General features: G+C 70.8%; 11 protein-coding genes. 7 read left to right on the top strand and 4 right to left on the bottom strand.

Annotation, left to right across the window (positions count from 1 at the left end):
* Nucleotides 1-84 precede the first annotated feature (84 nt).
* The 3 genes from ACF09J_RS25985 (at nucleotide 85) to ACF09J_RS25975 (ending at nucleotide 2,283) form a co-directional block, all read left to right on the top strand.
* Nucleotides 85-879 carry an SDR family NAD(P)-dependent oxidoreductase gene (locus tag ACF09J_RS25985; RefSeq protein ID WP_392307839.1) on the top strand — a complete coding sequence of 265 codons (795 nt, stop codon included), beginning with the start codon at nucleotides 85-87 and terminating at the stop codon, nucleotides 877-879.
* 116 nt (nucleotides 880-995) lie between these two features.
* Nucleotides 996-1,388 carry a hypothetical protein gene (locus ACF09J_RS25980; protein WP_392307838.1) on the top strand — a complete coding sequence of 131 codons (393 nt, stop codon included), beginning with the start codon at nucleotides 996-998 and terminating at the stop codon, nucleotides 1,386-1,388.
* A gap of 25 nt (nucleotides 1,389-1,413) precedes the next feature.
* Nucleotides 1,414-2,283, top strand: a complete 870-nt coding sequence (locus tag ACF09J_RS25975; protein WP_392307837.1) for an alpha/beta fold hydrolase — start codon at nucleotides 1,414-1,416, stop codon at nucleotides 2,281-2,283.
* Between the two features lie 13 nt (nucleotides 2,284-2,296).
* Here ACF09J_RS25975 and ACF09J_RS25970 read toward each other — a convergent pair whose 3' ends face one another.
* Together ACF09J_RS25970 and ACF09J_RS25965 are read right to left on the bottom strand one after the other, a co-directional pair.
* Nucleotides 2,297-3,394: an NAD(P)/FAD-dependent oxidoreductase gene (locus tag ACF09J_RS25970; RefSeq protein ID WP_392307836.1), complete on the bottom strand. Its 1,098-nt coding sequence runs from the start codon at nucleotides 3,392-3,394 to the stop codon at nucleotides 2,297-2,299.
* 381 nt (nucleotides 3,395-3,775) lie between these two features.
* Nucleotides 3,776-4,237, bottom strand: a complete 462-nt coding sequence (locus ACF09J_RS25965) for a GNAT family N-acetyltransferase (RefSeq protein WP_392307835.1) — start codon at nucleotides 4,235-4,237, stop codon at nucleotides 3,776-3,778.
* A gap of 243 nt (nucleotides 4,238-4,480) precedes the next feature.
* On the opposite strand from ACF09J_RS25965, the gene ACF09J_RS25960 reads away from it, so the two are divergent.
* On the top strand, nucleotides 4,481-5,413 hold the full coding sequence (locus ACF09J_RS25960) for a sugar phosphate isomerase/epimerase family protein (RefSeq protein WP_392307834.1): 933 nt from the start codon (nucleotides 4,481-4,483) through the stop codon (nucleotides 5,411-5,413).
* 374 nt (nucleotides 5,414-5,787) lie between these two features.
* Here ACF09J_RS25960 and ACF09J_RS25955 read toward each other — a convergent pair whose 3' ends face one another.
* Entirely contained in the window at nucleotides 5,788-9,549 is a 3,762-nt protein-coding gene (locus tag ACF09J_RS25955; RefSeq protein ID WP_392307833.1) for a S8 family serine peptidase, read from the bottom strand.
* A 217-nt stretch (nucleotides 9,550-9,766) separates the two neighbouring features.
* Between ACF09J_RS25955 and ACF09J_RS25950 the strand changes: the two genes are divergently transcribed.
* Together ACF09J_RS25950 and ACF09J_RS25945 are read left to right on the top strand one after the other, a co-directional pair.
* Complete coding sequence (locus ACF09J_RS25950; RefSeq protein WP_392307832.1) at nucleotides 9,767-10,756, top strand: helix-turn-helix domain-containing protein; 990 nt, start codon at nucleotides 9,767-9,769, stop codon at nucleotides 10,754-10,756.
* Nucleotides 10,757-10,787: 31 nt separating this feature from the next.
* Nucleotides 10,788-11,270: a hypothetical protein gene (locus ACF09J_RS25945; RefSeq protein WP_392307831.1), complete on the top strand. Its 483-nt coding sequence runs from the start codon at nucleotides 10,788-10,790 to the stop codon at nucleotides 11,268-11,270.
* A gap of 41 nt (nucleotides 11,271-11,311) precedes the next feature.
* On the opposite strand, the gene ACF09J_RS25940 is transcribed toward ACF09J_RS25945, so the two are convergent.
* Entirely contained in the window at nucleotides 11,312-11,689 is a 378-nt protein-coding gene (locus ACF09J_RS25940; RefSeq protein ID WP_392307830.1) for a hypothetical protein, read from the bottom strand.
* 108 nt (nucleotides 11,690-11,797) lie between these two features.
* Here ACF09J_RS25940 and ACF09J_RS25935 point away from each other — a divergent pair, with 108 nt between their 5' ends.
* Nucleotides 11,798-12,373, top strand: a complete 576-nt coding sequence (locus ACF09J_RS25935) for a hypothetical protein (protein WP_392307829.1) — start codon at nucleotides 11,798-11,800, stop codon at nucleotides 12,371-12,373.
* Nucleotides 12,374-12,409 lie beyond the last annotated feature (36 nt).

Below are 12,409 nucleotides of genomic sequence, written 5' to 3'. Positions count from 1 at the left end.
TACCCGTCCGCCGCGGACGGGTACTCCGGGGACGTCGGCACCGCACCAGCAGCTCCACAGCCTCAAGAACGAGGGGAACGCCTCATGCAGATCGATCTCTCCGGCCGCACTGCTCTGGTCACCGGTTCCACCCAGGGCATCGGTCACGCCATCGCCACCGGCCTCGCCCGGGCGGGCGCCCGCGTCGTCGTCAACGGCCGCGGCGAGGAGCGCGTCGCCGAAGCCGTCCGCACCGTACGCGCCGCCTCCGGCAGCGACGACGTCACCGGCGCCGCGGGAGACCTGGCGACGCAGGAGGGCACCGCCGCGGTGCTGGCGGCCGTGCCCTCGGTCGACATCCTCGTCAACAATCTCGGCATCTTCGGCTCCGCCGCCCCGCTGGAGATCGACGACGCCGAGTGGCGCCGCTACTTCGAGGTCAACGTCCTCTCCGCCGTCCGGCTCATCCGCGCCTGCCTGCCCGGCATGAAGGAACGGGGCTGGGGGCGCGTGCTCAACCTCGCCAGCGACTCGGCCGTGGTCATCCCCGCCGAGATGATCCACTACGGCATGACGAAGACCTCGCTGCTCGCCGTCAGCCGCGGGTTCGCCAAGGACGCCGCCGGCACCGGCGTCACCGTCAACTCCGTCATCGCCGGACCGACCCACACCGGCGGCGTCGAGGGGTTCGTCCGCGAACTCGTCGGCGACGAGCTGCCCTGGGACGAGGCACAGCGCGAGTTCATGGTCAAGTACCGTCCCCAGTCGCTGCTGCAGCGCCTCATCGAGCCCGAGGAGATCGCCAACATGGTCGTCTACCTCGCCTCGCCCTGTGCCTCCGCCACCACGGGTGGCGCCGTGCGCGTCGACGGTGGCTACGTCGACTCCATCCTGCCCTGATCCCGGCGTGCGCGAGGGCGGCCCCGCACACATGCTCCCGCTTGCGGTTCCGGCCGCTGAGCGCAGGCTGAGAGATGTGCGGGGGCCGACAACCCCGGATCATCGAGGAGAGGCGCATGGCGACAGCGACGGCGCGGGAACCGGTGGAACGTTTCCGTCAGCTCAGCGACGGCGACGCGGAAATCCAGGCGCACGGGAAGTACTTCTCGTGCAGCTACCTGCTCGACATGGAGAAGCATTCCTTTCTCGTCCGCGTGCACCGGGGGCGCATCGAGGAACTGATCGTCGACCCGGAGCCGCTGACGGCCTACGACTTCGCGATCCGCGCGACGGCCGAGACCTGGCAGGGGTTCTGCCGGCCCACACCCCCGCCCATGTACCACGGAATCTGGGCGGCCACCTTCCGCCGGGGCATGCGCCTCGAGGGGGATCTGCTGGTCCTCATGCAGAACCTGCGCTGCCTGACCCGGCAGCTGGAACTGCTGCGCGAAACCGGCCCGCTGGGCTGACGATCACCCCGCGAAAGGGAATCCGATGAGCACCAATTCCCGTATCTCCCCGGTCACCGGCCACTACGTCACCATCGACGTCGAGGGCCTCGAGTACAAGGTGTTCTACCTGGAGAACGGCGAGGGCACGCCGCTCGTCTGCCAGCACACCGCCGGCTGCCACAACCACCAGTGGCGCGATCTCCTGGAGGACGAGGAGATCACCGGCGATCACCGCGTCATCGCCTACGATCTGGCCCGCCACGGAAAGTCCGACCCGCCGCGGAACACGGACTGGTGGAAGGAGGAGTACAAGCTCACCGCCGATCACTACGTGGCGTTCATCACCGCGTTCTGCGACGCCCTCGGCCTCGATGACCCGATCTTCATGGGCTCCTCCTTCGGCGGCAACGTCGCCCTGCAACTGGCGCTGCGCCACCCGGACCGCTTCAAGGCCGTCATCCCGGTCGAGGGCGCCGACTACTCGCCCGGCTTCTACCTGGACTGGTGGCAGCACCCGCACGCCAACGCGGCCCAGGTGTGCGCCAGCGGCGTATGGGACCTCATGGCGCCGCAGTCACCGGAGCGGGACCGCTGGGCCACGTGGTTCTACTACACCCAGGGGGCCGAGTCGTTCAAGGGCGACCTGTACTTCTACTCGGTCGACCACGATCTGCGCGACCGCCTCGGCGACATCGACGGCGACGCCTGCCCGGTGATCATGCTCACCGGCGAATACGACTACCTCACCACCCCCGAGGACGGCGAGCGCACCGCCAAGCAGATCCGGGGCGCGGAGTTCATCGAGATGAAGGACATCGGCCACTTCCCGATGAGCGAGAACTACCCGCGGTTCGCGCCGTACCTCAAGCGCGCACTGCAGCGCATCGAGGAACGGACCAGCCTGCCCGGGTGAGCCTGCCGCGTCGTCAACGCAGCGGGTCGTAGGGCGTCAGATCGATCCCCGGATCGGCGCGGCGGGCCAGCCGCGCCGCGACCGAACCCGCGTAGGGGCCCATCGTCAGACCGGACGCCCCCAGGCCGTTGGCCACGATCAGGCCGCTGACCTGCGGGACCGTCCCGAGCAGCGGCCGGATGTCGGGGCCCACCGGGCGGAACCCGACGCGGGTCTCCACATGGGTGGCACCGGCCAGTCCAGGGGCCACCGACAGTGCCTCGCCGAGCACCTCCGCCATCCCGGCGGCGGTCACCCGGTGCTCAAAACCGGCGTCGTCCTCGCGGGTCGCGCCGACCACGATCCGGGAGTCGTCGAAGGCCAGGAGGTAGTGCCGCGACCGCGGCAGCACGACCGGCCAGTTCGCGGTCTCCACGCCCGGCAGGCGCAGATGCATGATCTGACCGCGCTGCGGGGCCACCCGCACCCGGACGCCGATCGGTTCCAGCAGGTGCGGCGACCAGGCGCCGGCCGCCGCGATCACCGCGTCCGCGCCGACGAACTCGTCGTCGACCCGGACGCCGCGGACCGCGCCGTCGGCCACGATCGCCGCAGTGCCGTCGACGACCCGGGCGCCGCGCCGGACCGCGGCCCGCAGCATCGCGTCGCGTACCGAGCGGCCGTCCAGGCGCGCTCCTCCGGGGATGTGGATCGCCGGGCCGTCGTGTTCCAGGGGCGGGAAGAGCTCGCGGGCCCGGCGGGCGTCGACCAACTCCACCTCGCCGGCCATCGGGGACTTCGCGGCTCGCTCGGCCACGCTCCGCAGCGCCTCCTCGGACTCGGCCTCGGAGACCAGCCGCAGCGAGCCGACCCGCCGGTGACCGAACTCGGTCTCGCCGTCGGAGGTCAACGCCGCCAGCAGCTCCGGGTAGTGCTCCGCCCCGGCGACCGCGATCCGGTACCAGTCGGGATCGTCCACCTGGGACGACCACGGGCAGATGATGCCCGCGCCGGCCGACGTCGCGCGGCCCGGTGCCCGCGAATCCACCAGGACCACGTCCACCCCGGCCCGTGCCAGTTCGTAACCGGCTGCCGCACCGACGATGCCGCTGCCGACGACCACCACTCGCATGTTCTGCCCTCCTCGTCGGACCGACTCCTTCCCTGTCGGCCGGCGAGTAATACGCGGTCCGGGGAGCGCGACCTGGGTGAGGCCCGGTGTTGCCGTGTCAGGCGGGTGCGTCGGCTTCGAGGATCTTCGCCAGTCGCTCCACGGTGGAGTGGATCTCGCGTTGCGGGCCGGCGAGGTCGAGTCGTCGCCGATGACGGTCAGCAGGGCGCGTTCGCCGATGGCCTGGATGACGACGTGCCGCCCGGCGCTCCGGGTGGCCACGTCACGCAGCGGCCCGCCTCCGGCCAGGGCAAGAGCATGAGCATCGAGACCGCACTCAAGGAAGCCATGGCGATCGAGGACATCCTGATCACCCTTGGCGAGCAATACCACCAGACCACATCACGACGCCGCCGCGTAACAGTGAATGGCAACGAGCTGGGACGGCCCCCATCGTTGCTCCACCGTGGCCATCCGCTCCCAGCCCAGCCGCTCGTACAGGGCTGCCGCGGCGGTGTCGGACGCCACGACGTCGAGCACCGGATGCAGGCCACGACGCCGCGCCTCCTCCACGGCTCGGCCGAGCAGCAGCGCCCCGATGCCGTGCCCCCTGGCCCGCGGGGCGACGAACAACCGGCTGACCACCGCGGCCAGGGCCTCGTTCGTCCCGTTCCGCTCGCTCCACAGGCCGGGGGCCAGATCTCCCTCACCGACGCGGGAAAGGCTGACGTGGCCGACGAGACGGCCGCCGAGTTCAGCGACCCAGACTCCCAGCGGGGAATCGTGCGACAGCCACTCGACGGGCTGGGCGGGCCAGTTCACCGGGTAGCCGTCACGCTGATGGACTTCCGCGAGAACCCGCACACACCTCTCGACATCACCAGCGGTCCGCGGCCGTATCCGGAGATCCGACCGCTCCCCACCCGTCCCGAAGCTCTTGACGTTCACTTCGGCATGGAAGCACAGGGAACAGAACGACAACCAACCGGGCTGCGCCGGCCGGCCATCGGCGAGCGGTGACTTGCGAGTGGCCCGTGTCGAAGGCCTTGTGTGCGCAGTTGAAGTGTCCCTAGCATCCTCTCAACTTTCGCTGAGAGAGGGACAAAGATGAACTCCGCTCAAGGAAAGTCGCACGGTCGCCGTCAATTCCTCCGTGGAGCGGCGGTTTCCGCGGCGGTTCTGGCCACCGGAGCGCAGGCCTGGCCGGCACTGGCGGCCCCCGCCCCCGAAGGCGCGGGCAGAAGGGTTCCGGCCGGCCGCATCGGTCTCCAGCTCTACACGGTGCGCGACATGCTCGCCGCCGATCCCGAGGGCACACTCGAGATGATCGCCGACGCGGGCTACGCCGAGATCGAGCCCGCGTACACCTACGGCGGCCGCACCGCCGAGCAGTTCCGCGGGATCGCCGACGCGAACGGGCTGCGGGTCATCGGCAGCCACCACAACCCCGGCGACTTCCGGGGCGCCCTGGCGCAGCAGACCTTCGACAACGCCGTGGCGCTCGGACAGGAGTACGTCGGCGTCTCCTACATGGACGGCGCCCAGACCGCCCAGGGGTACCGTGCGATGGCGCGGGAGATGAACCAGTGGGGGAAGGCCGCCCGGGCCCGGGGACTGCGCTGGTACGCCCACCTGCACGACAACGAGTTCCACGCGGACCCGCAGACCGGGCAGACCCTCTTCGACGTGTGGTTGGAGGAGACCGACCCGGACCTGGTCTGGTTCGAGATGGACCTCTACTGGATCCTGCGGGCGGGCGCGGACCCGGCCCCCTACCTCAGGTCGTACGAGAAGCGCTTCCCGATGCTCCACGTCAAGGACGGCGCACCGTGGAACGACGTCGAGACCGACCTGGGAGAGGGCGAGATCGACTTCGCCGGGATCTTCGCCAACCTGCGGCAACTGCCGCATCACCACTACATCATCGAGAGGGACCAGCAGCCCGACCCGGTCCGCACCGCCCACGTGTCCTACGACTACTTCCGCACGATCCGCGTAGGCCCTCCGGGCAAGGGCCACGGCCCGGGCGGCCTGGGCTGAGCGTGCCGCTCAGCCGAAGAGCCACTTGAGGGTGCGTTCGCGCGAGGCGCGTACGTGGCGGCGCGCGGCGGCGGCCCGGTCGGGGTCGCCGCCCCCGATGGCCTCTGCGAGCGCCTCGTGCTCGGCTGGATGAGATCGAAGTCCTCGATCTTGCGGCGCAGCCAGTCGACCCGTCCCACAATGGGTTCGAGCGTCTCGGCGAACAGCACGACTTTCGAACCCTGTCCGATGTGCCTTGCTTACGGCCCGCTCGGCGAAGAGGGCGTCGCACTGCGCACGAAGTCCCTCGCCGCTACGGCGACGACGGGCTGGGAGAACGTACGACGCGACCCGCGCCCAGGCTCCGGCCTGAACGCGGGTCGCGGGGTGTGTGGTCAGCGCACGGCGTACGCGTCGGTCACGGTCTGGGTGACGGAGTTGCCGTTGGAGTCCGTCAGTTCGGTCTTCAGCGTGACCGGCTTGCCGGCCGCGCCCGCGTGGTTCACGGTCGCGGTCCAGTGGCCGTCGCGCTGCGAGGTGGTGCCCTCGGTCCAGGTCTCGCCGCCGTCGTACGAGTACGAGACCTTGGCGGCGACCAGCTTGCCGGGCGTGTAGCCCGCGTGGCCGGTGACGCTCAGTCCGATCGTCTGACCGTCCTTCGCCGGAAGGGTCTTGAGCCCGTCCGCGTCCAGGTCGTAGCTGGGGAAGAGCAGCGGAATGCCCTGGGAGTAGGCGTTCTCGTCCCGGTGCGAGCGGAACTTCCAGACCGTCTGGGTGTGGGTGGACCGCTTCCACACGGCAGCCGGGCTGCCGAACTTCATGGTGTCCATGGTGAGTTCGTACGCGGAGTCCTCGGCCGGGACGGTGAACACCCCGGACGGCCATCCGGTCTCGCCGATCACCTTGCCGCCGCTGGTGAGCTTCATGCCGCCGATGTCCCCGAAGGAACCCTGGACGCCCATGTGCTCGGTGTCGCCCCAGAAGGCGGGTGCCACGCCGATCATGTTGTCCTGCCGTTCGGCAGCCAGCTGGAGCTTGCCGTCGGCGTCGCGCGGAGCGGTCGGGGCCGGGATGCCGCGGTACCAGTTCTCCGCTCGCTTCGAGCCCGCGGTGTACGTGCGCGCCTGGTCGGCCATGAGCTCGCCCCAGGGGAAGCTGGAGGAGAGGTAGCGGGTCCAGGCGGTGTCGCCCGCCGAGTAGTACTCGGTGCGTTTGCTGGGGACGGCGACGGAGTCGGTGGCGGCGGAGAACACCCCGCCGTACGGCCGCTCCATGATCATCGTGTCGACGTAGTCCGCCGCTTGGCCCATCGCCTCGTAGGTCGCGGTGACCGTGCCGAGCTTCTTGTCCCGCACCTGGTAGGTGCGGTCCGAGACGACCGGGCCGGTCTCGGGGAAGGCGAGGTTGTAGACGAACGGGCTGACGGCGGTGGCCTTCCAGCGCAGCGTGACCGGGCCCTTGGCCAGGGCGGCCTTCAGCTGGGCGGCCTCGTCCGCCTCGATGCCGAGTGCGGGCACCGGCGCCTGGCCGAAGCCCATCGACGGCTGCCAGGGGCCCGCAGCGCGGCGGTGGGCGATGACCGCCTTCGCGCCCGCGGCCTTCGCGTCACGCGCCAGGGTGTACAGGTAGCCGTCGTCGCCGGCCTCGACCAGCGCGATCTTCCCTGCGACGCCCGCGGCCCTCAACTCCTCGGGGGTGCCGGTGCCCGCGTCGACCAGCGCGGCCTCGCCCGTTCCGTCGAGGTTCACGGAGCCGGTGCTCGCCGCCTTCGGGTGCAGTGCGCCGCCGCCGACGACCGACAGCTTCTCGATCTGCGGGGCGTACGTCCGCCAGAGGCTGGCGAACTCGAACTCGCCGTCGTGTGCATTGCCCTGCACGTCCGCCAGGTAGTTCCGGACGCTCCGGTTGCCGGTGATGGAGCCGGCGTGCAGCCAGGTCCCGTCCCAGGTGCGGCCGAAGGCGAGGGTGGTGGAGCGGCTCTCGGAGGCGCGGTCCGCGGTCTCCACCCGGAGACGGTGGGCCTTGCGGGCGTCGAGCACCAGGGTGGTGTCCTTGGTGACGTCCAGCTGGGGCCGTGCGAGGTACCCGACGGACTCTGCCATGCTGCCCGTGGCGTCCGCGGCGTCGGGCGTGATGACGAAGCCGGAGACGAAGTACGCGCCGGGGCGCACCCGGTAGACCTGCTCGGTGGCGCCGTCGTTGAAGCGGCGCTCACCGCCGGCGGTGTCGGTGCCGATGACGTCCAGCGAGGAGGAACCCGTGGCGGGTTCGCCGGCGCGGTCGATCAGCTTCACGCGGAGGGTGACGGTCTGCGGCTCGACATACAGGGAGAAGGGGGTGGAGACCTTCACCCCGCCGGGTCCGGTAGCCAGGACGCGCCCGGTGACGTCACCGTACTGGGCGGCCTTGAGGTGCGCGGCCGGGTCGATGCGCAGCGGGACCTTCACGGTGGCCCCGGCCGGAACGGTGACGGTCTTCGCGTCGAGCCCGGCGACGGGGGAGTGGACCGCGGAGCCGTCGTTGCCGGTGATGCCCTGGACCTTCAGCGACAGCTTCACCGGCTTGGTGCCGGAGTTGGTGTAGGGGAGGTCGACGGTGGTGCGGTCGCCGCCCTTCTGCGGCCAGTGGTAGGAGCCGGCCTGGACGGCGGGGGCACCGACGACGGTGGTGTCGATGGCGGCCTTCACGTCGAGGCGGCCGCCGCCGGTCTCGCGCACGTCGCCGGGGATGTCGCTCTTCGCGGACGACACCAGAGCGGCCTTGACCTGCTGGGCCGTCCAGTCCGGGTGGCGCTGCTTCACGAGGGCGGCGGCGCCCGCCACGTGCGGGGTGGCCATCGACGTCCCCGACATCGACTGGTAGGCGTACAGGCCCCGGCCGCCCGCGGCCGCGGCGGAGATGTCGACTCCGGGTGCGGCGATCTCCGGCTTGAGGGTGTGCGCGCCGAGCGCGGGTCCGCGGCTGGAGAACCAGGCGGTGGAGTCGTCGCGGTCGACGGCGCCGACGGTGAGCACGCTCGGGGCGCAGCCGGGCGAGGAGACGGTGTTGAGCGTCGGGCCGGAGTTGCCCGCCGCGACGACGAACAACGTGTTCTTGCTCCGGGCGAGTTGCTCGGCAGCGATGCTCATCGGGTCGGTGCAGTCGGTCGGTTCCGGGCTGCCGAGGCTCATGGAGACGACGTCGGCCTTCTGGTCGACGGCCCACTGCATTCCGGCGATGATCCAGGATTCGGCTCCGTAGCCGCTGTCGTTGAGGACCTTGCCGTTGAGCAGTTCGGTGTCGGGGGCGACACCCTTCTTCCTGCCGTCGCTCGCGGCACCGGAGCCGCCGACGGTGGAGATGGTGTGGGTGCCGTGTCCCTGGTGGTCGTCGGTGGTGCTGGAGTCGGTGAAGTTCTCCGACGCGGCGATCCGGCCCTTGAGATCGGGGTGTTCGGCGTCGGCGCCGGTGTCGAGGACGGCCACCTTGGTGCCCTTGCCGGTGTAGCCGGCGGCCCAGGCGAGGTCGGCGCCGATCTGCTTGGTGGACCGGTCGAGGGTGGCCTTGACCTTGCGGTCGAGCCACAGCTTCTCCAGGCCGGAGGCGGAACGCGAACGGGTGTTGGTGACGTCCGCCCAGAAGTCGGCGGTCTTCGCCTTGTCCGCCGTGAGGGCGACGCCGTCGACGGCGTCCAGCGTGGGGCCGCGCTTCGCGCCGCGCGGGGTGGCGGGCTCGCTCCGGGCCGCGGCGCTCCCGTAGACGGCGATCAGCGGCAGCGCGGTGGTGTGCGCGTCGTCGTAGCCCTGCCGGACGAGGCCCGTGACGTTGAAGAGCTCCTCGTCGACCTTGCCCGCGGCCAGCGCGCGAACGGCGGTGTCGGGGTAGACGTAGAGGTCCTTGCCGGACTGCCGGGTCTGCAGGAGAGGCACGGAGCCGTCCTCGCGGGGCAGCGCGGTGACCGACGCTGCCCCCGAACTGTCCGTGCGCACCAGGACCTTGTCGCCGGTGACCAGGGTGACGGTGACCGGTGTGCCTGTCCCGGCGGCGGTCGAGCTGCCGGTCAGTGGTCTCTTCGCGGTCGGGTCGTCCTGCGGCGCAGCCGCGGACGGTGCGATCGCGGTGACGGCCAGGACGGCGGCGGTGGCCGCGCCCAGCGCCGTACGCGATATCGGACGCATCGCTCTCCCTAGGTAAAACCGGGTTACCTCTGAACTAACAGCGGCATTCCGGAAGTTGTCGGTACTGCCGTGGCGCCACATTGGCAGAGCGGCGGGCGTTGAAGGGATGATGGCCACGGCGGGTTTACGCCGTGGCCGCTTTTCGCCGCGCCGGACGCCCGAGGACGACGACGGCGTGCGGAATCAATTCGTCCGGGACATCCGGGAGGGGAGCGGCATGCTGGGAGCCATCGGTCTGGACGAGATACAGGAGTCGGTGTACCGCGCCCTCGTGGCGGTGGGCGCCGCGGAGGTCTCCGACCTCGCCCACCGGCTGGCGCTGCCCGAGCCGGACACCGAACGGGCCCTGCGCCGGCTGGAACGCAGCGGCCTGGCCGCCCAGTCCTCGTCCCGCGTCGACCGCTGGGTGGCGGCGCTGCCCGCGGTGGCGCTGGGGGCGCTGCTGACCCAGCAGCGCCACGAACTGGAGCAGGCGGAGCGGGCCGCGGCGCTGCTCGCCGAGGAGTACCGGGTGGACGCGACCGATGCGGCCGTGCACGACCTGGTCGAGGTGGTGACGGGGGCGAGTGCGGTGGCGCACCGGTTCTTCCAGCTGCAACTGGGGGCGACGAGCGAGGTGTGCGCCCTGGTCACCGGGAAGCCGGTCGCGGTGAGCGGTATGGAGAACGAGGCCGAGGAGCGGGCCGCCACGCGCGGGGTGTCGTACCGGGTGGTGGTGGAGCGCGAGGTGCTGTCGCTGCCGTCCGGGATCGTGGAGCTGTCGGCGGCGCTGAGCCGTGACGAGCAGTGCCGGGTCGTCGACCGGGTCCCCACCAAGCTGGTCGTCGCCGACGGGACCCTGGCGATGGTGCCTCTGACCGGCCGGGGCGCGGCGCCGGCGGCCCTGGTCGTGCACGGCTCCGGACTGCTGGACTCCCTGATGGGCCTGTTCGAGGCGGTGTGGCGGGAGGCGATGCCGCTACGGCTCGGCGGGGGCGGCCGGGTGGAGGAGGAGTCCAACGGTCCGGACGCCGCGGACCTGGAGGTCCTGTCGCTGCTGCTGGCCGGGATGACGGACGCGAGCGTGGCGAAACAGCTCGACCTGGGCCTGCGGACCGTGCAGCGGCGGGTGAAGGGCCTCATGGAACTGACCGGAGTGTCGACCAGGCTCCAACTGGGCTGGCACGCCTACGAACGGGGCTGGGTGGCCCGGGAGCCGCAGCTCTGACCTGTCGTCACGGACGTGGCATCCTTCGGCAGTGCGACTTACTGATCGAGAAGGCGGCATCGGGCTTCGACCGCTCCGTTACCAGTTCCCAGCGGCCTGTGGTGACCGCTGGGACGACGACTGGCTCGTCATCGGGGCCGAAGTCACCACTCCGGCGGCAAGCTGGTCCTTCACGGAAGCGTGCCTGCTGGTCGACGAGGCCCATGAGTTGTCCAGGTGGCTGCGTGCTGTCGCAGACGGGAGGAGGCCGGACGCGAAAGCGGACGCGGAGGACCAACTCGCCCCGGACCTTTGCTTCCTCGAACCGGTCCTCGCCTTCAGCCAGGTCCGGTGGCACGACGGCACGGGAGTGCTGCGGGTCCACCTCTCCCTGGAGGCGATGCCTCCGTGGCGGCAGGACGACGAGGACGTCGATCTCTATCAACACGTCATCGAGATCGAGACGGACCGGGCCGAGCTGATGCGGGCGGCGGAGGACTGGGACCAGCACCTCGCACGGTTTCCCCGGCGCTGAGCCGCGGGAGGTGACACCCGAGCCCCGCCAGGGCACTCTCGTCACTCGATCCAACGGGCAGCGGCCTCGTAGGTAGTGGCCGCGGTGCTGTTGAACGCGATGGCCGCATCGGGCGCGTACCGCCGAACCAGGTTGATCACCTGCTCGAGGAGTTCAACCTGATCGTCCGAGTGCCGCAGGCCACCGCCGACGGTGACGCACTCCCACGGATGGGCTCGCAGCGCATTCCCGACGACCTCTTCCACGTCGTCACTTCCATCAAGGCCGAGCAGGCATGTCTCGACGCCCACGCCATGCTCGGCGAACTTGGTCAGTCCCGCCTCGATCGCCTCGGCCACCGGCTCGGGATCCCACGGCCCGGGAATCCGGTACGGATCAAGCCCGATGACGAGGACGCGGGGTGAAGCAGTGGTGTCCATGTCTGGACGATACGGGTCGAGCACTCCGCGAACCAGGAAGTGATACGTCACGGGACGGCGTCGCGTTCGCCGGCGCGCTTGCGCTGCGCCTGCGGTTGAATGAGCCAGGTGAGTGAGGCTTCAGTTCTGCGACTTCGTCAGGCCGTCCGGCGTATTCAGGACGCCGCCCGTGAACGTGCCACCACGGGGCGTGGCCCGGAGGAGGCCGACGACGACGTCGGCACGTTCGCCACGGACGGCGCGCTCGGCTTCGATCCGTTCCCATTCCTCCGGGCCCTCTACGAGGCCGGTTCGCACGCGGTGGTCATAGGCCAGGTCGCCGGCATCATGCACGGCTCGGCAGAGCTGACCGGCGACCTCGACCTGCTGTGGGACGGCACCCCCGAGCAGGCGCACGCCCTGCGCGACGCCCTGACCGCCACGGGCTGCACCAACCTGCCCGACCTGGACCGGCCTCAGGTGGCCTACCGGGTGACCGGCGCCGACGGTGACCTGTGCACACCCGCCCTGCCCTGGGGCGGCATGAACATCGCGCCCTGCCTCGCCCGGGCGGTGAGCGCCCACGACGCGGCGGGCTTCACCGTCCGCTACGCCGACTTGGACGACCTGATCCTGATGCGCCGCTCCCTCGGCCGCCCCAAGGACCACCGTCGCGCGAACGAACTCGAGGGCTTGCGCCCCTGAGTGTGCTTCCCGGCGCGGCGCGAGCTCTTCGATCAA

It is taken from the genome of Streptomyces sp. NPDC014889 (assembly GCF_043081205.1).
GTDB lineage: Bacteria > Actinomycetota > Actinomycetes > Streptomycetales > Streptomycetaceae > Streptomyces.
The sequence above is the reverse complement of the archived record's forward strand: the minus strand, read 5'-3'. Positions and strand labels throughout refer to the sequence as shown.

Excerpts from the sequence above, each read along its gene's own strand:
- ACF09J_RS25980 (WP_392307838.1), top strand. The coding sequence starts at position 996 with ATGGCGACAGCGACGGCGCGGGAACCGGTGGAACGTTTCCGTCAGCTC.
- ACF09J_RS25975 (WP_392307837.1), top strand. The coding sequence starts at position 1,414 with ATGAGCACCAATTCCCGTATCTCCCCGGTCACCGGCCACTACGTCACC.
- ACF09J_RS25950 (WP_392307832.1), top strand. The coding sequence starts at position 9,767 with ATGCTGGGAGCCATCGGTCTGGACGAGATACAGGAGTCGGTGTACCGC.
- ACF09J_RS25955 (WP_392307833.1), bottom strand. The coding sequence starts at position 9,549 with ATGCGTCCGATATCGCGTACGGCGCTGGGCGCGGCCACCGCCGCCGTC.
- ACF09J_RS25940 (WP_392307830.1), bottom strand. The coding sequence starts at position 11,689 with ATGGACACCACTGCTTCACCCCGCGTCCTCGTCATCGGGCTTGATCCG.
- ACF09J_RS25985 (WP_392307839.1), top strand. The coding sequence starts at position 85 with ATGCAGATCGATCTCTCCGGCCGCACTGCTCTGGTCACCGGTTCCACC.
- ACF09J_RS25960 (WP_392307834.1), top strand. The coding sequence starts at position 4,481 with ATGAACTCCGCTCAAGGAAAGTCGCACGGTCGCCGTCAATTCCTCCGT.
- ACF09J_RS25970 (WP_392307836.1), bottom strand. The coding sequence starts at position 3,394 with ATGCGAGTGGTGGTCGTCGGCAGCGGCATCGTCGGTGCGGCAGCCGGT.